The sequence below is a fragment of the Sphaerisporangium dianthi genome (genome assembly GCF_042654065.1).
In the GTDB taxonomy this organism is placed as follows: domain Bacteria; phylum Actinomycetota; class Actinomycetes; order Streptosporangiales; family Streptosporangiaceae; genus Sphaerisporangium; species Sphaerisporangium dianthi.
Genome location: NZ_JBHSFP010000003.1, coordinates 320,921 through 342,135, shown reverse-complemented (window position 1 = coordinate 342,135; position 21,215 = coordinate 320,921). Strand labels below are relative to the sequence as shown.

At 71.2% G+C, this 21,215-nt stretch carries 16 protein-coding genes and 1 riboswitch; of the genes, 11 read left to right on the top strand and 5 right to left on the bottom strand.

The genetic code is table 11. The annotated features are described in order from the left end of the window. Positions 1-5 precede the first annotated feature (5 nt). Complete coding sequence (locus ACFO60_RS07540; protein WP_380838544.1) at positions 6-626, bottom strand: ACT domain-containing protein; 621 nt, start codon at positions 624-626, stop codon at positions 6-8. A 158-nt stretch (positions 627-784) separates the two neighbouring features. Further along, positions 785-2,161 (bottom strand): right-handed parallel beta-helix repeat-containing protein, encoded by a 1,377-nt coding sequence (locus ACFO60_RS07535; RefSeq protein ID WP_380838542.1) that lies wholly within the window; start codon positions 2,159-2,161, stop codon positions 785-787. 278 nt (positions 2,162-2,439) lie between these two features. Here ACFO60_RS07535 and ACFO60_RS07530 point away from each other — a divergent pair, with 278 nt between their 5' ends. From ACFO60_RS07530 to ACFO60_RS07515, 4 genes are all read left to right on the top strand, one after another. After that, the gene (locus ACFO60_RS07530) at positions 2,440-3,795 is read left to right on the top strand and encodes a sensor histidine kinase (RefSeq protein ID WP_380838541.1); all 1,356 of its coding nucleotides are present in this window, start codon (positions 2,440-2,442) and stop codon (positions 3,793-3,795) included. A gap of 181 nt (positions 3,796-3,976) precedes the next feature. After that, positions 3,977-6,037 (top strand): N-acetylneuraminate synthase family protein, encoded by a 2,061-nt coding sequence (locus ACFO60_RS07525; RefSeq protein ID WP_380838539.1) that lies wholly within the window; start codon positions 3,977-3,979, stop codon positions 6,035-6,037. Between the two features lie 109 nt (positions 6,038-6,146). Beyond that, positions 6,147-7,109 carry a glycosyltransferase family 2 protein gene (locus tag ACFO60_RS07520; RefSeq protein ID WP_380838537.1) on the top strand — a complete coding sequence of 321 codons (963 nt, stop codon included), beginning with the start codon at positions 6,147-6,149 and terminating at the stop codon, positions 7,107-7,109. Beyond that, positions 7,106-8,374 (top strand): polysialyltransferase family glycosyltransferase, encoded by a 1,269-nt coding sequence (locus ACFO60_RS07515; RefSeq protein WP_380838535.1) that lies wholly within the window; start codon positions 7,106-7,108, stop codon positions 8,372-8,374. The genes ACFO60_RS07520 and ACFO60_RS07515 overlap by 4 nt, the downstream gene beginning before the upstream one ends. 21 nt (positions 8,375-8,395) lie before the next feature. Here the strand turns inward: ACFO60_RS07515 and ACFO60_RS07510 are convergent, their stop codons facing one another. From ACFO60_RS07510 to ACFO60_RS07500, 3 genes are all read right to left on the bottom strand, one after another. Further along, the gene (locus ACFO60_RS07510; protein ID WP_380838533.1) at positions 8,396-9,538 is read right to left on the bottom strand and encodes a glycoside hydrolase family 10 protein; all 1,143 of its coding nucleotides are present in this window, start codon (positions 9,536-9,538) and stop codon (positions 8,396-8,398) included. Positions 9,539-9,733: 195 nt separating this feature from the next. Then, positions 9,734-10,927, bottom strand: a complete 1,194-nt coding sequence (locus tag ACFO60_RS07505) for a DUF6716 putative glycosyltransferase (protein ID WP_380838531.1) — start codon at positions 10,925-10,927, stop codon at positions 9,734-9,736. 14 nt (positions 10,928-10,941) lie between these two features. Then, positions 10,942-11,928, bottom strand: coding sequence for a hypothetical protein (locus ACFO60_RS07500; protein WP_380838529.1), 987 nt, complete (start codon positions 11,926-11,928; stop codon positions 10,942-10,944). A gap of 507 nt (positions 11,929-12,435) precedes the next feature. Beyond that, positions 12,436-12,587: riboswitch (cyclic di-AMP (ydaO/yuaA leader) on the top strand. Between the two features lie 65 nt (positions 12,588-12,652). Here ACFO60_RS07500 and ACFO60_RS07495 point away from each other — a divergent pair. The 7 genes from ACFO60_RS07495 (at position 12,653) to ACFO60_RS07465 (ending at position 21,151) form a co-directional block, all read left to right on the top strand. Further along, positions 12,653-13,282, top strand: a complete 630-nt coding sequence (locus tag ACFO60_RS07495; RefSeq protein ID WP_380838527.1) for a CHAP domain-containing protein — start codon at positions 12,653-12,655, stop codon at positions 13,280-13,282. A gap of 541 nt (positions 13,283-13,823) precedes the next feature. Then, the gene (locus ACFO60_RS07490; RefSeq protein ID WP_380838525.1) at positions 13,824-15,122 is read left to right on the top strand and encodes an ABC transporter substrate-binding protein; all 1,299 of its coding nucleotides are present in this window, start codon (positions 13,824-13,826) and stop codon (positions 15,120-15,122) included. A 247-nt stretch (positions 15,123-15,369) separates the two neighbouring features. Continuing rightward, positions 15,370-16,347, top strand: a complete 978-nt coding sequence (locus ACFO60_RS07485) for a carbohydrate ABC transporter permease (protein WP_380838523.1) — start codon at positions 15,370-15,372, stop codon at positions 16,345-16,347. Further along, entirely contained in the window at positions 16,344-17,228 is an 885-nt protein-coding gene (locus ACFO60_RS07480; RefSeq protein ID WP_380838521.1) for a carbohydrate ABC transporter permease, read from the top strand. Before ACFO60_RS07485 ends, ACFO60_RS07480 begins: the two co-directional genes overlap by 4 nt. Next, positions 17,225-18,658 (top strand): GH1 family beta-glucosidase, encoded by a 1,434-nt coding sequence (locus ACFO60_RS07475; protein ID WP_380838520.1) that lies wholly within the window; start codon positions 17,225-17,227, stop codon positions 18,656-18,658. Before ACFO60_RS07480 ends, ACFO60_RS07475 begins: the two co-directional genes overlap by 4 nt. Before the next feature lie 28 nt (positions 18,659-18,686). Then, complete coding sequence (locus tag ACFO60_RS07470) at positions 18,687-19,706, top strand: LacI family DNA-binding transcriptional regulator (protein WP_380838518.1); 1,020 nt, start codon at positions 18,687-18,689, stop codon at positions 19,704-19,706. 125 nt (positions 19,707-19,831) lie between these two features. Next, positions 19,832-21,151: a GH1 family beta-glucosidase gene (locus ACFO60_RS07465; protein WP_380838516.1), complete on the top strand. Its 1,320-nt coding sequence runs from the start codon at positions 19,832-19,834 to the stop codon at positions 21,149-21,151. The last annotated feature ends 64 nt before the right edge of the window (positions 21,152-21,215 follow it).

Genomic DNA, 21,215 nt, shown 5'->3' with positions numbered 1-21,215 from the left:
CGGGTTCAGGCGGCCGTCTCGGGCCGCTGGTGGGGCACCGCTCCGGCGAGCAGTGCGATGATCTCGACCACCCGGACGACCTTGTCCAGCTCCACCTGGTGGAAGGCCGGCCCCTCCGTGCGTGCAACGACCAGGTGCAGGCCCGCGGTCTTGACCGGCAGGCTGAGCAGGTGCAACGGCCCTTCGCTGAACGCCGACGGCCGCAGCGGCGTGAGGTCGGGCATCTCCTCCACGCCGGGGGCCTGCCAGCTGCCGTGCACGACGGTGCCGGTGTCGGAGTCCACCGCGACGGCCCACTCGGCGCTGACCAGGTCGGGCACCGCGTCGACGAGCGTGACGAAGGCCCGCTCGGCGTCGGAGACCACGTGCCCGAGCAGGTCGTAGTCGGGGCTCGCTCCGGGCACCTCCCGGGTCGGCCACACGCCCTCGATGCGCACTCCCGGCACCACCGACAGGCGCTCGCGCAGGTCGTCCGCGGCGAACCCGCCCGGCCAGGACAAGGTGAAGTCGTCGACCGCCCGGCCGGCCTCGCGCTCCAGGACCGTGACCTGGAGGATGTCCGCGCCGAGCACCCCGAACGACCGGGCGACCTGCCCCAGGACCCCCGGCCGGTCAGGAAGCGACACCCGAACTCTCAGCACCTTCACCACCGCCTCTTCATGTCCAGCCGAACCACGCGTACGGGCCGACCTCCTGTTTCATTTCATCCACAGCGCCCCGCCACACAGGTTCGCGGATGTAGGTTTCACCGAGGTTCCGGAGATATGTACGGAATAAATCCGATTCAGTGTTGATAGGCGCCCGCGTCCGGGTTCTTCGAACGCCGGATGGTGCGTCCCGCCGCGTCGTGGGCCATGGGCGCCCCGCCGTACCAGGATGCCTTGAGCGGTACCCCCCGCCCGATGGCGGGTGACCCTGAACGGAGCCGCAGGTCATGGCGCCCGTTGAAGCGCGGGTCCGCGCGGATCGACCGGCGCCCGGGCTTGAAGTCCTTCACCTTCCCGTCGTACACGCCGCCCGCGTCGTCGATGCCCGAGGCGTCCTCGTACCCGACGAGGCCGCCGACCTTGATCGCGTTGTTGCGCAGGATCAGGATCTTCTTGGTGCAGCCGTCGGCGCAGGAGAAGCCGATGGTCTTGCGCGCGGGCAGGTACACCGAGTTGTTGACCGCCACCGTGCCCCTGACCGGCCCGACGATGTGCCCGGGGCCGCGCGTGATGAGGAACGACCCGCGAGGGCGGGAGGAGGTCACCACGTTGTTGGCGAACAGGTTCCCCGAGGCGGACGCGCCGGGCCCGTGGCCGAGCTCGGTGAAGGTCTCGTTGTCCCTGGCCACATTGTGCGCGATCAGGTTGCGGTCTCCGTCGAACACCTCCACGGCCGCGCCGTCGGTCACGTAGTCCTGGCTGCGGGCGTAGCTGCCGGTGATCAGGTTGCCGATCACCCGGTTGTCGTCCCCGTTCAGCAGCACGCCGAACGCGCCGGAGTCGTTGTCCGGCTCCGCGTCGTCGACGCTCATCCGGTCGTTGTCCACGATCTGGCTGTTGCGGACGACGTTGCGCCCGCCGCGCGCGGTCATCCACACCCCGGTGACGTTGCGGTCGGCGTACACGTCCCACAGGTCGTTGTGGCGGCCGTCCACGCGGAAGCCCGCCCATCCGCAGTCGCTCGCCCGCACCTCCGAGATCCGCCAGTAGGAGCCGGTGACGACCACGCAGTCGTCGTCGCGCCCGCTGATCTTCGGCCGTGCGCCCTTGCCGTAGGCACCGAGCGTGATGGGGTGCCCGGCGGTGCCGTCGCGGCCCAGCGTCAGCGAGCCCTTCCACTTGCCGCCCCGCTTGAGCAGCAGGGTGTCCCCCGGGCGCAGCCGGGCCTCGCCCGCCCGTCCCAGCGACCGCCATGCCTTGCCGGGGGTGGTGCCCGGCGCCTCGTCGTCGCCCTCGCGGGGGTCCACGTAGTAGGCCCTGCCGGCCGCGGAGCGTTCCAGAACGGTCGCAAGGCCCTCCGCCCCCGCCGGGGAAGTCCAGAGGCCGGCCCGCGGCTGGGCGATCCGCGGCTGAGGAGCCCGCGGTGGAGCGGCCAGAGATAGAGATGGAGAGGAGTGCCGGGCGCGCCCCTCGGGAGGGACACCGGCCGCGGCCGCCGGGGTGGCGAGCAGCACGGACGTCAACGGTAAAGACAGACAGGCCCGCCAAGCTTTCGGCGCCATAACCCCACACTCAGCATTAATAGGATTTGCTGCCCATACGGTAGCGGTCCGTGATCCCTTACGGGAGACCCCAACCCCGCCGGCAGCCGGACCCGGTGATCCGGCACGCCGGACGCTAGGCTCCGGCGGCGCGCCGCCCGGGCCGTTCGCCCGGGGAGTTTGCCATCCCTTGGCCACGTCTTTCCCAGTTCACGGATCTTGGCGGAGATCAGCGCGGATAGCCTTTGCCAATGCCCCTCCCACGGGCCGCCATCTGGCCACGGTCGATCAGAGGGCGGGTCACCCTCCTCTCCCTCGTCCTGGCCGCCCTGTTCTTGATCCCCCTCGGCGTCGCCGCCGACCTGGTCATCAGGGCCACGGTCGCCAACGCGATCTGGCACGAGACCAGGGAGGCCGCCACGCGGGTCGTGTCGGCCTACCGGGAGTCGTCCCTGCGCAACCCCATCACCCCCGGCCCCGGCGACGTCGACGTCATCCAGGTGATCGGCCCGGGGAACCACCTGCTGGCCTCGACGGCCCAGGGCCAGAAGCTGCCGCCGCTCAGCGACGTGCGTCCCGTGCTCCCCCACGACCTCCTGGACTTCACGACCTGCCGGCGCCACTCCACCGACTGCTTCCACGTGACCGCGACGCTCGCCGGCGGCGACCCCGCCGCCCCGGTGGTCTACGCCGCCGCGCCCACCCCGGTGGTGCTCTCCACCCGCGTCCTGGACGTGGCCGTCGGCCTGCAGATCGCCGCCATCGCCGGCCTGGTGGCCTGGGTCGCCTCCAAGACCGCCGACCGCGGTCTCGGCACGATCGACCACATCCGGGCCCAGCTGGCCCACATCACCGCCAGCGATCTGTCCCTGCGCGTCAAGGAGCCTCCCGGAGAGGACGAGATCTCCCACCTGGCGCGGGCCGTCAACAGCACCCTGGCGCGTCTCGAGCACTCGGTCGAGCAGCAGCGCAGGTTCGCCGCGGACGCCTCCCACGAGCTGCGCACGCCCATCGCGGGGCTGCGCGCCCAGCTCGAGGGCGCGCTGCTGCATCCCGAGGAGAGCGACCTCGGCACGCTGGTGCGGGGCGCCCTGCGCGACACCGACCGGCTGGAGACCATCGTCACCGACCTGCTGTTCATGGCCAGGCTCGGCTCGGGCGGCCCCGCGGCCCAGGAGGAGGTCGACCTCGGCCGGCTCGCCGCCGGCGAGATCGCCAACCGGCCCGGCCGCGTGCCGATCATCGCCGACATCGGGGAGCACGTCATCGTGACGGGTGTGCGCACCCACCTGTACCGGGTGATCGACAACCTGCTCGACAACGCCGGACGGCACGCCGCGGACATGGTCAGGGTCGAGGTGCGCGCCGAGCACGGCTCGGCCGTGCTCGCCGTCACCAACGACGGCGACCGCATCGCCGAGGAGGACCACGAGCGGGTCTTCCACCGCTTCACCCGGCTGGACGCCGCCCGCAGCAGGAACAAGGGAGGGACCGGGCTCGGGCTCGCCATCGCCCGCGACGTCGCCATCGCCCACGGCGGGACGCTGCACGTCGTGAACGTCCCCGAGGGCACGCGGTTCGTCCTGCGGCTGCCGCTCTCCGGGTGAACCGGACGTCGCCGGGCCGCACCCCCGCGGCGACGCGACTCTCCAAGTGTTAACAGGAGTGACGCTGGACGTTCAGCTCTCCCTCTCCTTCCTGGACGGCGCGGGTGGTTAGCGTGCGTGACACCTTACGAGCGTCGCCCCGCTGCGGCGCGCTCGCACGCCGCATATCAGGGAGTCAACCTTGCGAGTCCTGGCCGTCGTCCCCGCCCGTGGAGGTTCTGCGGGCGTCCCGCTGAAGAACCTGGCCAAGGTGGGCGGCACGCCCCTGGTCGTCCGCGCGGTCTCCTCCTGCACCGAAGCCGGGCTCATCGACCAGGTGGCCGTCAGCACCGACCACGACGGCATCGCCGCCGCGGCCCGCGCCGCCGGCGCCCAGGTGATCAGGCGCCCCGCCGAGCTGAGCGGCGCGACGGCCTCCAGCGAGTCGGCCCTGCTGCACGCGCTCGACCAGCTCGGCGCCGACCCCGAGGTCGTCGTGCTCGTCCAGTGCACCAGCGCCTTCATCGACCCCGCCGACCTGGACGCCGCCGTCGCCAAGGTGCTGGACGGGACCGCCGACGTGGTGTTCTCCGGGCTGCCCACCCACGAGTTCGTGTGGGCGGCCGGCGACGGCGGGGTGAGCGGGGTCAACCACGACCCGGCACACCGCCCGCGCCGCCAGGACCGGGAGCCGGAATACCGCGAGACCGGCGCCTTCTACGCCATCCGCACCACCGGGCTGCGCGAGCACGGGCACCGGTTCTTCGGCACCGTCGCCGTCCAGCCCGTGCCCTCCCGGCACGCCGTGGAGGTCGACACCCCCGAGGACCTGGAGATCGTCCGCGCGCTGGCCCCGTTCGTCGACCGTCCCGGGCCGCTCGACGTGGACGCGGTGATCACCGACTTCGACGGCGTGCACACCGACGACCTGGTCTACCTCGACCAGGACGGCCGCGAGACGGTCGCCGTCAGCCGCTCGGACGGCCTCGGCGTCTCCCTGCTCAAGCGCTCCGGCGTCAAGATCCTCGTGCTGTCCACGGAGCGGAACCCGGTCGTGACGGCCCGCGCCCGCAAGCTGGGCGTCCCGGTCCTGCAGGGCCTGGCCTCCAAGCAGACCGCCCTGCGCGACTGGCTCAGCATCGAGGGGCTCGACCCGGCGCGGGTGGCCTACGTCGGCAACGACCTCAACGACCTCGGCTGCATGGAGCTCGTCGGCTGGCCGGTCGCCGTGCCCGACGCCCACCCCCGCGTGCGGGCCGCCGCGCGCATCGTGCTGAGCCACCAGGGCGGCGCCGGGGCCGTGCGCGAGCTGTGCGACCGCGTGCTCGCCGCCCGCCCCGTGGACGCCGAGCCGGCCGCCGCCGGCCCCCGCGCGACGCTGCGGGTCAAGGGCGCCCCGGTCCAGATCGGCGAGTCGCTGGTCGGCCCCGGGCAGCCGGTGTACGTCATCGGCGAGATCGGCATCAACCACAACGGCGACCTGGACATCGCCCGCCGCCTCATCGACGTGGCCGCCGACGCCGGCTGCCAGGCGGTGAAGTTCCAGAAGCGCACGCCGGAGATCGCCGTGCCGGCGCACCAGCGCGACCAGATGCGCCAGACGCCGTGGGGCGAGATGACCTACCTGGAGTACAAGTACCGGGTGGAGTTCGGGCAGGACGAGTACACCCAGATCGCCAAGTACTGCGCCGAGCGCGGCCTCGACTGGTTCGCCTCCCCCTGGGACGTCCCCTCGGTCGACTTCCTGGAGGAGATGAACGTCGTCACGCACAAGGTCGCCTCGGCCAGCGTGACCGACCACGAGCTGCTCCGCCGGCTGGCCGCCACCGGCAAGCCGATCATCCTGTCCACCGGCATGTCGACGCTCGAGGAGATCGACGAGGCCGTGGAGATCCTCGGCACGTCCAAGCTCGTGATGATGCACGCCACCTCCACCTACCCGCTGCCGCCGGAGGAGGCCAACCTGCGCACGATCATGACCCTGCAGGACCGGTACGGCGTCCCGGTCGGCTACTCCGGCCACGAGCGCGGCCTGCAGATCTCGCTGGCCGCGGTGACGCTGGGCGCGGTCACCGTCGAGCGGCACATCACCCTGGACCGCACGATGTGGGGCTCGGACCACGCGGCCTCGCTGGAGCCGAGCGGCCTGGAGCACCTGGTGCGCGACATCCGGATCATCGAGCAGGCCCTCGGCGACGGGGTCAAGCGGGTCTTCCCGGGCGAGGAGGCCCCGAAGTCCCGCCTGCGCCGCGTCACCGTCTGAGGCGGCGCCGCGACGACCTGTCGTAACTCTTAGGAAAGGACCACGGAATGCACGCGCGCCGGCGGCGGGCGAGCGGGGCCGGCTCCGCGGCACGGGACGGGGGGCGGCGGTGATCACGCTGTCGGTCGTCGTGCCGGTGCGGGACGCGGGCCCGTTCATCGCCGACACGCTGGCCTCGCTGCGGCACAACGCGCGGCCCGACTTCGAGTTCATCGTCGTCGACGACGGATCGGTGGACGCGACCCCGCAGGTCATCGACGACTTCCGCGATGACCTGCCGGGGCTGTCGGTGCTGCGCAACGCGGCGCCGGTGGGACTGGCCGACGCCCGCAACGCCGGCCTGTCCCTCGCCTCCGGCCGGTACGTCACCTTCCTGGACGGTGACGACTGGCTGGCGCGGGGGTACCTGCCCCGGCTCGTGGAGGCGATCGACGGGCTCGGCTGCGACTTCGTCCGGGTGGACCACGTCCAGGTGGAGGGACGCAAGCGGGTCGTGCACCGCGCGCCGCAGGCCAGGCGCGGGGTGGCGCTCGACCCGCGGGACGGCATCCTGCCCGCCGGCGCGAAGACGATGGTCGACTATCCCTACGCCTGGGCCGGGGTGTACCGGCGCTCGCTGGGCGACCTGCTCGCCTTCCCCGGGCACCTGCACACCGCCGAGGACCGCCCATGGATCTGGCGGCTGCACCGCGAGGCGCGCTCGTACGCCGTGGCGTCCCTCGCGGGCGTGTTCTACCGCCGGATGGTGTCCACGTCGCTCACCCAGATCGGCGACGAGCGGCAACTGCACTTCTTCGACGCCTTCGACCTGGTGTTCAAGCAGATCGAGGGCGAGCCGCACCTGCGGCCCAAGGCGGTGCGCACCTTCTGCGCCCTGCTGGCCCACCACCTGGAGCTCGGCGGCCGCTTCTCCCCCGCGCTGCGGGCCCGCTTCGAGGCCAGGGCGCGCGACGTCCTCGCCGGGCTTCCGGCGGACCTGCTCGGCGAGACGGGCCTGGACGAGGAGCGCGAGGCCCTGATCGGTCACCTGCTCCCCCGACCCCGCAGACAGACCGAGGAGCGTTCGACATGACGCAGGTCTTCTACAGCTCCACGCTGTTCGGGACGATGACGCTGGCGGCGGCCATGGACGCGGGCAGGTTCGGCCCGCACGACGGCCGCCGCGTCCTGCTGGTGTCCAACAACGCGGCGATCCCCGAGGTCACCCCGTCGCTGGACGAGGCTCCCGGGTTCGCGGCGCTGCGGCCGCGGTTCGACGAGGTCTGGTCGTGGAACGACATCGTGGCGCCGCTGCACCCTTCCGACTGGAAGGCCCGCGTCATCGAGGTCCCCATGCTGGAGCGCCTGCTCCGCTCCCATCTCTCGCTGGGCGAGGGGGCCGGCGAGCTGGTGCTGGAGTCGGTGGCGGTCCCCCCGGCCAGGACGGTGGCGGCGCTGATCCGCGACTGCCCGATCACCGTGTACTCCGACGGGCTGATGAGCTACGGGCCGACGCGCGACCCGCTGCCGCTGGAGATCTCCGGCCGGATCACCCGGCTGCTCCACCTGGACCTGCTGCCCGGCCTCACCCCGCTGCTGCTGCGCGAGGTGGGCGTCGCGCCCGACCCGCTGCCGGACGCGGCGTTCCGGCGGGTGCTGGAGGACATGCCCGCCGTGGAGGGCCTGTACGGCGAGGCGGTGATCCTCGGGCAGTACCTGTCGGCGCTGGACATCGTCACCGCGGAGGAGGAGGCCGAGCTGCACGCCGGGATGCTGCGCGCCCTCGCCGCGCGCGGCCACCGCAGCGTGCTGTTCAAGCCGCACCCGGCGGCCGGCGGCGGGCACGCCCGCCTGCTGCGCGGGGTCGCCCGCGAGCTGGGCGTGGACCTGTGCGTGGCCGGCGACGCCGTCCCGGCGGAGGTCTGCTTCCTGGCGCTGCGCCCCGAGCTGGTCGTCGGCTGCTTCTCCACCGCGCTGATGACCGCACACCGGCTTTTCGGCATCCCGATCGCGACCATGGGCTGCGACGTCGTCCTCGAACGGCTGGCGCCCTACGAGAACAGCAACCGCGTCCCGGTGACCATCGTCGACGCCACCGTGCCGCGCCTGGCGCCGGACGGCTCGATCGCCGAGCCGCCCGAGGCCGACCTGCGGGCGCTCGTGGAGGCGGTCGGCTTCTGCATGCAGAGCGAGCACTATCCGGCGCTGCGCGAGGCCGCGGCCCGCTACATCGAGACCCACGGCCCGCAGGCCCGCTATTTCAAGAACCGGCGGCTGGCCTCCGTCGGCCTCGTGCCGGCTCCGGAGCCCGCCAGGCCCCGCCCGCTCTCGCGTCTGCGCCGCGCGCTGTCGCGCTGAGCGGCGGCGTCCGGCCGGGTCTCAGCAGGCGGCCCGCGACCGGGCCTCGCCCGAGGCCGGCGGCGGGGCCGGAGCGGCGACCTCGCAGATGACCATGCCCGACATCGCGCCGAAGTAGGCCTGCTTCTTGTTGTAGACGCCGTCGAAGAGCAACGGGGTCTCTCCGGAGCGCCAGGAGTACTTGTCGGTGACCCCCCACACGGTGATGCCGGTGCAGCGCGGGGTCGACACGCAGGCGGTGACCGCCGTGCGGTAGGCCGCGGCCTGGGCCGCGCCGGAACCCGCGATGTCCAGTTCGGTGATCTGCACGTCCACGCCGAGCGCGGCGAACTGCCGTATGGTCTGGCCGTAGCTCGCCGGCATCGGCGACGAGGGCCCGAAGTGCGACTCGATGCCGACGCAGTCGATGGGCACGCCGCGGGTCTTGAAGTCCTTCACCAACGCCATGACGGCCTGGGTCTTGGCGGAGGCGGCGTCCTCGATGCCGTATTCGTTGTAGCACAGCCGCGCGCCCGGATCGGCGGCGCGGGCGGTCCGGAACGCCAGCTCGATGTAGCCGCTGCCGATGCGCTGCTGGAACACGTTCCGGCGCAGGACACCCCGGGGGTCGAACGCCTCGGTCACCACGTCCCAGGAGTGGATCTTGCCCCTGAAGTGGCCCGCCACGGCGCCGACATGGTCGGTGAGCGCCCTCGCGGCGTCGGTGGCGGACGACAGCGCGCTCACCCAGACCAGGTGGGAGTCCGAGATGAGGCTGTGCCCGCGCACCCGCAGCCCCGCGCTCTGCGCGTGGGCGACGATGCTGTCGGCGCGGGTGAAGACGAAAGTCCCGCGCGCGGGCTCGACCGAGTCGAAGGCCATCTCGGTCTCGGGGGTGAGAGAGGTGAACTCCCGGTCGAGAACGGTGGCGTAGGGCGCCTCGCCGAGGTGGGACGCGGCGACGGCGGCACCGAAGTAGCGGCCGGTGACCGCGGCCGCGCCTCCCAGCGTGGTGGCGGCGGCGCCCGCCGGGGCGGCGGCATCGGCCGGGGCGGCGGCGCCCGCCACGGCCGGGCGCTGCGGGACGGCGAGGCCGGCGCCGAGGAGCGCGGCGGCGAGCAGCGTCACCCGCCGGGCGGGTCGCCGCCGGTGACCGCCGGCCGCGGGCTCAGAGGTGTCGGCCATCGCTCTCTCTCCCGTCGCCCGGAGGTCATCGGGACTCATTGTGAGCGCGCGCCCGAACTTGTCAAAGCGCCATCGCACGGTTCCACCCGGCGGGACACGGCGGCAACGCCGATGCCTTCGCCGATGCGATCCGGAGGGCGCGAAAGTTTCACGGCGATCGGGGCGGCGCCGGACCTTCACGCCGCCCGGCCGTGCTCAGCCCAGCGCCTTCAGGTAGCGGCGCATCCGGCGGCGCGCGCGGTACCCGGCGCGCAGCACGTTCGGCGGGATCTCCACCCGCAGGCGGGCCCGGCGCCGCGCCGCGGCGTGCTCGGGTCCGGTGAGCAGGGGCCGCACCGGCGCGAGCCCGCCGGCGCGCGCCTCGGCGGCCAGCGCCGAAAGCCGGGTGACCCAGTCGCTGGTGACCGGGTCGTGGAAGTAGTTGGCCTCGCACCAGGCCGCGGTGGGATGCCGCAGTTCGCCGCGCGCCAGGTCGTCGAGGGTGCCCAGGCAGCCGCTGTCCTCGAACACCAGATTGATCATCTCGGCGCTGACCCCGAAGTCCGAGAGGACCAGCAGCGGGACGCGGCCGGCGATCGCCTCCAGCGCCGCGGTGGAGCTGACCGTCACGAAGCCCGCCGCCTCGGCCAGGTGCTCGTGCATGGCGCCGGCGGCGAACCGGACGGCGCCGGGCCGTACGGCGCCGGAGTCCGCCAGCGACCGCCACAGGCGCTCGTAGTGGTAGCGCTCGTTGTGGGTCTGGCGCTCGTTCTCAAGGGCGCGCAGCTTGACCACGACGTCCAGCTCGGGACGCGCCTCGGCGAGCCGGGCGAGGGCCAGCAGGATGCTCTCGCGGTCCTCGCGCCGCTTGGGCACCTTGGCCTGGGTGGCGAACACCACCCGCTTGCGCGAGCCGGCGCCGGCGGCGCGGTGGTCGAGATAGGGCAGGCGGGCCAGGGCCATCGAGCCCGCGGCGCCCAGTTCCCTGCCGATGCGCCCGAACTCCTCGACCTCCCTGCCGCTGTGCACGACGAACAGGTCGCAGCCGCCCCGGTAGAGCCATGCCTTCTCGGTGGCGGGGATCGAGATGCCCGGCAGGCCCGACACCAGGACCGGCCTGGGCGAAAGCCCGTCGAGCACGTCGCTGACCAGCACGTCGACCACGGGCCCCGTGCAGGCCAGCAGGATGGCGTCGGGCCGGTCGCGCTCGGCGATGCGGCGCAGCGCCCGCGCCGACACCACGGCGGGCGGCTCGGCGGCGCCCGACCGGGTGCCGCTGACGGCGGCGGCGATCTGGGCCTCGGACGGCGCGATCGGAGTGCGCACGACGGCCAGCGTCGAGGTCCAACCGCCCGGAAGCTGGTCGAGAAGACCCGCCGCCCATTTCAGATACGAGTCCGAATCGGCCACAGCGAGAACCCGGCTCAAGGAGAAGCCCTTTCGTGCGCGAACATTTGGAGATGCGATCGGAGGGACACCGACGCGGAGGGAGTCCACCAGTCATCGGGCACGTCCACGGTCTCGACCGGCACGCCGCGCGCGCCGAGCAGCACGCGCAGCGAGGTGACGGCCGTGGACGGCAGGCTCAGCACGCGCTGGCCGGGGCGCAGGTCACGCAGGGTCATCTCGACCGGGACCCCGGCGTCGTACACGGTGACGCCCGGGTGGTCGCGGACGGCCGCGAGGTCGCCCGGGTCCTCGCGGCGGTGCGGGTAGTAGGCCAGCGGCCCTTCGAGGGCGAAGAGCCAGGCGAGGTAGCGGTCGCGGTGGATCAGCCCGTTGCGCACCAGGGAGGTGCCGAGGACCACGGTGCTCTCGGGCGGGCGCGGATGGGAGCGCGCGGGCTGGGAGCGCAGCCAGGCGAAATCGTGGGTGATCAGCTCGGCGCCGAGCCCGCGCACGGCGGCGGCCAGCCCGGCGGGGACGGGCAGCGCGGTGAACACGGTGAGCCGTCCCGCCCTGGCCGCCGCGCGCAGGCGGATCCCCGCCGCGACGCCGAGGGCCCGCCGGGTCGGCCTCGCCTCGGCGCGGGCGCGCAGCAGCGGGGCACCGAGGCCGGCGGTCAGCAGTTCGAGCAGGCGGATCGTGGCCAGGCCGTCGTCGACGAGGACCATGCGCGAGGGAAAGGCGGTCAGCGACGTGAGCTGGAGCCTGCCGGAGAAGGCGTCGCCGAGCACCCAGGCGGCGTGCCGCCCTGGGCGGGGCATGCCCGCTTCGGCGGCCTCGATGCGCAGTCCGGGGGGAAGGTCGAGCGCGTCCAGCTCGGCCCGGGTCACGCCCAGGCCCGGCAGCCTGCCACGGGTCACCACGCGCGTGTCAGGCCCGATCACGCCGGCGTGCCGCGCCTCGACCGCGCACAGCAACTGGAGGGGAGACTCCACCCAGGCGACGGCCGACCCCTGCTCCCGCACGCGGCTTCGACCGTTCCTCTCCACGCCGGGCATTGACACGTTCACGACGCATGCAACCTAGCCCGGCGACCCTACGAAGGAGGGAACAGACGATGAACGGCGGCCGACGACGGCCGGGCCGTTGTCCGGTCGCGTGCCTCGCCGCCCGCGTCACGCCCGTAACTTTCGCCCCATTTGACACGCAAGGGCACGGGCGTTTCAAGTATCACTCGCGCAGCGCCGCCCCAGCGGGGCCCGGCACCGGGAGCCCGGAGCGACGACCGCGGTACCCTACCCATGTCGCCGCAGGTCAACCACGCGACCATGTCAGGCGCCCGGCCGGTGCGCGCCTTTTTGCCACCGCAAGCCCGGACAGCCTTAAGAGATTTGTCCTACTTGCATCATGTTTGTCCGATGTATTACTCTCGTAGGAATCCCGGCAAGGGAACCGCCCATCAGGGCGAAAACCCCGTGCCGATGAGATTGCCCGGCGCGGCCGGTCCTCTGCGGAGAGCCCTCTCCCGCCGTCACGCGCCACCGCCGAGTCCGCTCCCACGCGGAGCCGGGGACCCACCTCCCTTGGGGTGAATCGATCGCGCCCGCCCACGGACGCGACCGTAGGGCGAACCTTCACGCCCGAACCCGTCAGCTAACCCGGTAGGCGGCTGGACGAAGGAGTTTCAGCTTGTCCATGTTCACACATCGGCTTCTGGATGCCCCGAAGAATCAGCTGAAGGCTTTCACGTTGGGCAGCCTGGTGCTCGCCCAGGTCGTCACCGGCACCGCGCTCGCCGCGCACGCCGACACCTCTCCCGCCAAGGACAACGTCATCGCCGCCGCGCGCGAAGAGGCGGCCAAGACGGCGAAGATGCCGTCCCGGCAGGTCTCCGCCGAGCAGCTGCTGGCACTGGCGGAGAAGCAGGTCGGCATCTCCGAGAACGGCTCGGGCGGCGGCACCAAGTTCCACGCCTGGTACATGAGCTCCCCGCGCGCCAAAGAGACGGTGGCCCGCGACACCGGCACGATCGCCGGGTACGCCGACGCCGCCTGGTGCGACATGTTCGTCTCCTGGGTCGGCACCCAGCTCGGCCTGCAGGACACCGTCGGCACCGACGCCTACACCGTCGCCCACGCCAAGTGGTTCGCCGGCCACGACCGCTGGGGCACCACCCCGAAGCCCGGCGCCGTGGTGTTCTTCTCCTTCAACGGCGGCAAGAGCTTCGACGACATCGAGCACGTCGGCTTCGTCATCAAGGACAACGGCGACGGCACCATCAAGACCGTCGAGGGGAACACCGACGGCGGCAAGGTCGAGATCCGCACCCGGCCGGCCTCGCAGATCGTGGGATACGGCTACCCCAGCTACGCCGCCTAAGCCTCTTCTCCCCCCTCCGGTGCCTCATCCCATGGCGTCCTCGCCGCCTCCCCGCAAGAGGGCGCCCCGCCGACGCCGCACGGCCGGTCCTCTCCGCCGGCCCTGCGGCGCCGGCGCCCGTCCGGCTCCCGCACGGTCCGGGCCGGGCCTCCGGAGGCCCTCGGACGCCTCCGCCCGTGGCGCATGGATGATTTGCGCCCGACTGTGCCGCATGCGATGGGAGCGCTCCCAATGCTGCCAAAGGGGTATATGGGAGTGCGTCGACGGTTTTCGAGCTCCTAATCGCCCCAGGAGTAACAGTTAGGTTTCAGCATATTGACGCCAGCATTGCCTGTCGGGGACCCTTCGTGGGAGCGCTCCCAAATATCGCTCGCAGGTTCACCCCCGCGAGATCACGACTTGAGGGATCCAGCACATCGTGGGCCCGACTGTCGGGGCCGGCCCTCGATGCACCTCCCAATGATCGGGCAACCACCTGAGAGGGGTCCGGAAAATGATGAAGAAAATGCGCCGCGGGAGGCTACTCGCGGTCGCATCGGTGATGACGGCCGCGCTTGGCATCACCACCGCTTGCTCCTCCGGCGACACCGGCGGCGCCGCCGGCGGCTCGTCCTCGGCCGCGCCCGCCGAGAAGATCACCCTTACGCTGCAGACCTTCGGTGGCGGCACCAACTTCGGCTACAAGGCCGCCGTTGAGAAGTGGAACAGCGAGCACCCCAACGTTCAGGTCAAGTACAACAACCTGACCGACAGCTTCGAGAACGTCTACTGGCCCCAGATGCTGCAGTGGCTGCAGTCGGGGACCGGCGCCGGTGACGTGGTCGGCATCGACGAGGGCGGCATGGGTCTGGCCAAGGCCCGTCCGCAGTTCTTCGCCGACCTCGGCCAGTACGGCCTGCAGAGCCGCCAGGCCGACTTCCCCGCCTGGAAGTGGGAGAACGGCGTCAACACCGAGGGCAAGCTGTTCGCTCTCGGCACCGACGTCGGCGGCATGAGCATCTGCTACCGCTCCGACCTGTTCAAGAAGGCCGGCCTGCCCACCGACCGCGAAGAGGTCGGCAAGCTCTGGAGCGGCGGCTGGGACAACTTCATCAAGGCCGGGCAGGACTTCCAGGCCAAGGTGAAGGACGCCAAGTTCGTCGACAGCATCAACACCATCTACAACGTGGTGCTGGCGCAGGAGGCCGCGAAGAACGGCAACGTCAGCTACTTCGACAAGAACCAGCAGCTCATCGTGGACAAGAACCCGGCCGTCAAGACCTCGTTCGACCTCGCCACGAAGATCAGCCAGACCGGCCTGACCGCCAAGCTGCAGAACTTCACCGACGGGTGGAACACCGGCTTCGTCAAGTCGCAGTTCGCCACCCTTGGCTGCCCCGGCTGGATGCTCGGCGTCGTCTCGGGCACGGCTGGTGACAAGTTCAAGGGCAAGTGGGACGTCGCGACGGTGCCCGGCGGCGGCGGCAACTGGGGCGGCTCCTGGCTCGCGGTGCCCAAGCAGTCCAAGCACCCGAAGGAGGCCGCCGAGCTGGCCAGCTACCTGACCAGCCCCGAGGCCCAGCTCCTGGCGTTCAAGGAGGGCGGCAACCTGCCCAGCACCATCCCGGCGCAGGACAACCCCGAGCTCCAGAGCGCGACCAACGAGTACTTCAACAACGCGCCCATCGGCAAGATCTTCGGGCCGTCCATCAAGTCGCTTCAGCCGATCTTCCTCGGTGAGAAGCACGCGCAGGTCAAGCGCGAGGTGGAGCAGGTCCTCAACGGCATGGAACAGGGCTCCGTGCCCGTGGACCAGGCCTGGCAGAAGTTCGTCGAGGCGGGCCAGAAGGCGGCGGGCTGATCGTCCCCGAGCGTCACCGGCTCGCCGCGGCACCTGTCGGCGAGCCGGTGACCTGCCGTCGTGAGCGGCGTGGCGGTGATGTGACCCATCACCGCCCTCGCTCCGCGCAGGCCCTCTTCCAGTCGTACCGATGCCGAGCTTGGTCATCGCTTGGTAGCGGACACACCATCGACCGTTACCGACGAAAGAAGGAGAATGGGGCTTCCACCCCGTGGCCGCCGGCCACGGGAAGCGCCCCGGAAATCCGATGAGCGTCAACCTCCACACGCAGCGGGCGGATCCGGCGCCTCCGCCGCCGCGGCCGGGACGCCACCATTCGCGCTCCCGCCGCCGTTTCTGGTCGCAGCTCGACCTCAAGGCGACCCCGTACTTCCTGATCTCCCCGTACTTCATCCTCTTCGCGATCTTCGGCCTCTTCCCCCTGGTGTTCACCTTCTGGGTCTCGCTCCAGGACTACGGGCTCGCCGGCGGCGATGCCGAGTTCACCGGTCTGGAGAACTACGCCAAGCTTCTCGCGGACTCGGACTTCTGGAACGCGGTGATCAACACCGTCGGCATCTTCATCCTCGCCACGGTGCCGCAGCTCGTCCTGGCCCTCCTGCTCGCCAACGCGCTCAACAAGCGCCTGCGCGCGCGCCTGTTCTTCCGGCTGGGCGTCCTGGTGCCGCTGGTGACCTCGGTCGTCGCCGTCGCCATCGTCTTCACCCAGCTCTACGGCCGCGACTTCGGCCTGTTCAACTGGCTGCTCGGTTTCCTGGGCGTCGAGAACATCGACTGGCAGAGCGCCAAGTGGTCGTCCTGGACGGCGATCGCCACCATGGTCGACTGGCGATGGACCGGCTACAACGCGATCATCTACCTCGCCGGCATGCAGACCATCCCTCGTGATCTCTACGAGGCCGCCTCGATCGACGGCGCCTCGCCGCGCCGCCAGTTCTGGCAGATCACGCTGCCGATGATCCGCCCGACGATCATCTTCACGGTCTTCGTGTCGACGATCGGCGGTCTCACCCTCTTCGCCGAGCCCGTCATGTTCGCCAGCAACCGGATGGACGGCGGCGCCACCGGCCAGTTCCAGACGATCGCGATGTACATCGTCGAGCAGGGCTTCAGGAACTTCGACTACGGCTACGCGGCCGCGGCCGCCTGGCTGCTGTTCGTCCTGATCCTGATGGGCGTCGGGATCAACTACATGTTCGTCCGCCGGATCGGAGGCAGCAAGTGACCGCGATCACGCAGGTCAGGCCGGCGCGAGCGGGAAGCGCGCGGAACAAGCGGGACCCGTTCCGCGCCACACCGCTGACGAAGATCGCCCTCGGCATCACCGTCCTGCTGTCGATCTTCCCGATCTACTGGATGATCATCATCGCGTCGCGGACCAACACCGACGCGGTCGAGGTCCCGCCGCCGCTGCTCCCCGGCGGCAACCTCGGCGCCAACATCCAGCGCGTGCTCAACACCGAGGACGCGCACTTCATCACGGGCCTGGTGAACTCCCTGATCGTCACCACGACGGTCACGTTGTCCGTCGTGCTCATCTCGACGTTCGCGGGGTTCGCCTTCGCCAGGCTCCACTTCCGCGGCCGCAATCTGCTGCTCGGCTCCATCCTCATCACGATGATGGTGCCGCTCCAGCAGATGGGCATCGTCCCGCTCTACCAGCTCATGGTGACCCTCGGCTGGGTCGGGACGCTCAAGGCCGTCATCCTGCCCTACCTGCTCAACGGCTTCGGCGTCTTCATGATGACGCAGTACACCGACCAGGCCGTGCCCGAGGAGCTGGTCGAGGCGGCACGAGTGGACGGCGCGTCCACCATGCGCATCTGGTGGAACGTGATCCTGCCCGCCGTGCGGCCCGGCATGGCCGTCCTGGCGCTGCAGGCGTTCATGCTCAACTGGAACGAGTTCATGTGGCCGCTGATCGTCCTGAGCCCGGAGAACCCCACGGTCCAGGTGTCGATCAGCTTCCTCACCGCGGCCCACAGCACCGACTACGTCCTGATCTTCACCGGAACGGCTCTATCCGTACTACCGCTAGTTGTCGTTTTCGTCGCGTTCGGCCGGCAGATCGTCGGCGGACTCATGGAAGGTGCGGTCAAAGCGTGACCACGCAGGAGACTCAACCCCAGACCAGCATCCCCGCGCTCTCGTTCCCCACCGGCTTCGTCTGGGGCGCCGCCACCTCGGCGTACCAGATCGAAGGCTCCACCGACGTGGACGGACGCGGGACCTCGATCTGGGACACGTTCGTCCGGCAGCCCGGCCGCATCCTCAACGGCGAGAACGCCGATGCCGCCATCGACCACTACAACCGCTACCGCGATGACGTGGCCCTGATGGCCGAGCTCGGGCTCACCGCCTACCGGTTCTCGGTCTCCTGGCCGCGGATCCAGCCGGACGGGGCGGGCGCGGTGAACCAGGCCGGCCTGGACTTCTACCGGCGCCTGGTGGACGAGCTGCTGGCCAACGGCATCGAGCCCTGGCTGACCCTGTACCACTGGGACCTCCCCCAGGCGCTGGAGGATCTCGGCGGCTGGCCCGTACGCGACACGTCGAAGCGCTTCGCCGACTTCGCCGCCTGCGTCCACCAGGCACTCGGCGACCGCGTCAAGCAGTGGAGCACCGTCAACGAGCCCTGGTGCGCCGCCTTCCTCGGCTACTCCTCCGGAGAGCACGCGCCGGGACGGCGTGAGCCGGCCGCCTCGATCAGGGCAGCCCACCACCTTAACCTCGCCCACGGCATGGCCGTCCAGGCCCTGCGAGCCCAGGGGGCGGAGGCGCGGATCGGCGGGTCGGTCAACCTGTACGCGATCAGCCCGGCCAGCGACGACGCCGCCGACCTGGACGCCGCCCGGCGCATCGACGGCCTGCAGAACCGGTTCTTCCTGGACGCCCTGCTGAAGGGCTCCTACCCCGAGGACGTCCTCGAGGACCTGAGCGCGGTCACCGAGATCGACTTCATCCAGGACGGCGACCTGGCCACCATATCGACACCGTTCGACACCCTCATGGTGAACTACTACAGCCGGTTCACCGTGTCGGGGAAGCCCGGCGGAGCCGCCTCGGCGGCCGCGGCCCCGACCGGCGCCGGGTCGCCGTGGCCCGGCAGCGAGCACGTGTCCTTCGTCAACGGCGGCCGGCCGGTCACCTCGATGGGCTGGGAGATCGACGACCTCGGCCTGTACGAGGTGCTCCAGCGCGTCGCCACCGAGTACCCGAGCATCCCGCTGGTCATCTCGGAGAACGGCGCGGCGTTCGAGGACGCCCTTGTGGACGGGACGGTCGACGACCAGGACCGCCTCGCCTACATCGAGGCGCACCTGCGCACCTGCCACGCCGCCATCGAGGCGGGCATCCCCCTCAAGGGGTACTTCGCCTGGTCCCTGATGGACAACTTCGAGTGGGCGTGGGGCTACGGCAAGCGGTTCGGCCTGGTCTACGTCGACTACGAGTCTCAGCGCAGAACCCCCAAATCCAGCGCCTTCTGGTACGCCGACACGATAAGAAGAGGCGGCCTGCTGGGTCCGGCAGAATAAAGCCTACTGTCAGGAGGGGGCTATTTTGATGAACGGGGACCGCCGCTCGGGAGCGCGACCGACCCTTGAGGCCGTCGCCGCTCGTGCCGGGGTCGGCCGCGGCACGGTGTCGCGCGTCATCAACGGCTCGCCGAAGGTGAGCGAGAAGGCGCGCGAGGCCGTGCAGCAGGCGATCGACGAGCTCGGCTACGTGCCGAACCGCGCGGCGCGCACCCTGGTCACCAGACGCACGGACACGATAGCCCTGGTCGTGTCGGAGTCCGAGCAGCGCATCTTCGACGAGCCGTTCTTCGCGGGCATCATCCGCGGCATCGGCTCGTCGCTGTCGGAGACCGGGCTCCAGCTCATCTTGACGATGGCTCAGTCGCGCGACGAGCACGAGCGCCTTGAGCTGTACCTCACCGGCCAGCACGTGGACGGCGTCCTGCTGATCTCTCTGCACGGCGCCGACCCGCTGCCCGGCCGGCTGGAGGAGATGGGCGTGCCGACCGTCCTCGGCGGCCGCCCGGTCGGGTTCACCCCGTTCAGCTACGTGGACATGGACAACCGGGCCGGCGCCCGGCAGGCGGTCAAGTACCTGCTCGGCAGGGGCAGGCGGCGGATCGCCACCATCGCCGGCCCGCAGGACATGGGCGTGGGCGTCGACCGTCTGGCCGGCTACCGCGACGCGCTGCTGGCCACCGGCATGCCCGAGATCGTCGCCTACGGCGACTTCAGCGAGGCCGCCGGCGTCACGGCGATGGAGCGCCTGCTCCAGCAGCATCCGACGCTGGACGCGGTGTTCACCGCCTCCGACCCGATGGCCTTCGGCGCGATGCGCGTGCTCAAGGACCACGGAAAGATCATCCCTGACGACGTGGCGGTGATCGGCTTCGACGACTCGGTGATCGGCGCGCACACCATGCCGCCGCTCACCAGCGTCCACCAGCCGACCGAGGACATGGGCCGTCAGATGGCGCAGCTGCTGGTCTCGCGCATCAACGGCGAGCGGCTGGAGCAGCCCGTCGTCATATTGGACACCCACCTGGTCGAGCGCGGCTCGGCCTGACCCACCGGCGCGACCCCGTCCGGCCTCGCCGGCGCGGACCGCCCCGGCCACCGGCGCGACCCGGGCACCCGTGCGGCCGGGGCCCGGGCCGCCGCGCGCCCTCCCACCCCCCGAAGGAGAACCCCGTGCCTGAGCAGCGTTTCCCCGGCGAGTTCGTCTGGGGTGCGGCGACCTCCGCCTACCAGATCGAGGGCGCCGTGAAGGAGGACGGGCGGGGAGAGTCCATCTGGGACACCTTCGCGGCGGTGCCCGGCAACGTCAAGAACGGCGACACCGGGGCCGTGGCCGCCGACCACTACCACCGCTACGGCGAGGACCTCGACGTGATGGCCTCGCTCGGCCTGCGCGGCTACCGCTTCTCCATCGCCTGGCCGCGCATCCAGCCCGACGGCGCCGGCAAGCCCGACCAGCGGGGCCTGGACTTCTACCGCCGCCTGGTCGACGGGCTGCACGAGCGCGGCGTCCACCCCATGGCCACGCTGTTCCACTGGGACCTCCCCCAGGCGCTGCAGGACGCCGGCGGCTGGGAGAACAGGGACACCGCCGAGCGGTTCGCCGACTACGCCGAGATCATGTTCGACGCCCTCGACGTCCGCGACTGGCTCACCGTCAACGAGCCCAAGACCGTCGTCGACTGCGGCTACCGCTGGGGCATCCACGCTCCCGGCGTCCAGGACGACGGGCGGGCCTTCGTCGCCCTGCACCACCTGCTGCTCGCCCACGGGCGTGCCTCCCGCGTCCTGCACCAGGCCCACCCCGGCCGGCGCATCGGCCCGGCCCTGAACCTGACCCCGATCTACGCCGCCGACGCCTCGCCCGAGACCGGCGAGGCCGTCTGGCACCAGGACGGGCTGGAGAACCGGCTCTACCTCGATCCGATCTTCACCGGCGCCTACCCCGAGGACACGCTGGCGTGGATCGCCGAGCGCAGCCCGATGCCCGACCGCATCCTCAACGGCGACCTGGCGGTGATCAGCGAGCCCGTCGACGTGCTCGGCGTGCAGTACTACAACCCGAAGTTCCTGGACGCCAAGGGCGAGCGGGTGCGCAAGCACCCGACGGCGCAGCTCGACTGGCTGGAGATCTACCCGCGGGGCCTGTACGACACTCTGACCCGGCTGAAGTACGACTACCCCGCGGTGCCGATCGTGATCACCGAGAACGGCGTGCCCGCGCCGGACGAGGTGGGCGCGGACGGCCGCGTCGCCGACGCCGGGCGCGTCTCCTTCCTGCGCGACCACCTCGCGGCGGTGCACGACGCCCTGGCCGAGGGCGTGCCGGTGGAGGGCTACTACGTCTGGTCGCTGCTGGACAACTTCGAATGGGCCGAGGGCTACACCGCGCGCTTCGGCATCGTCCACGTCGACTTCGCCACCCAGCGAAGGACGCTGAAGGACAGCGCCCTGTGGTACCGCGACGTCGTCGCCACCGGCCTCCTGACCTGACACCGGCCTCCCGGCACTCCGCCGCCCGCCCGCCAGGCGGGCGGATGCGCGGCGCAGCCCTCTT

Coding starts and splice junctions, on each gene's coding strand:
- ACFO60_RS07530 (WP_380838541.1), top strand. CDS start 2,440: ATGCCCCTCCCACGGGCCGCCATCTGGCCACGGTCGATCAGAGGGCGG.
- ACFO60_RS07515 (WP_380838535.1), top strand. CDS start 7,106: ATGACGCAGGTCTTCTACAGCTCCACGCTGTTCGGGACGATGACGCTG.
- ACFO60_RS07510 (WP_380838533.1), bottom strand. CDS start 9,538: ATGGCCGACACCTCTGAGCCCGCGGCCGGCGGTCACCGGCGGCGACCC.
- ACFO60_RS07490 (WP_380838525.1), top strand. CDS start 13,824: ATGACGGCCGCGCTTGGCATCACCACCGCTTGCTCCTCCGGCGACACC.
- ACFO60_RS07485 (WP_380838523.1), top strand. CDS start 15,370: ATGAGCGTCAACCTCCACACGCAGCGGGCGGATCCGGCGCCTCCGCCG.
- ACFO60_RS07470 (WP_380838518.1), top strand. CDS start 18,687: ATGAACGGGGACCGCCGCTCGGGAGCGCGACCGACCCTTGAGGCCGTC.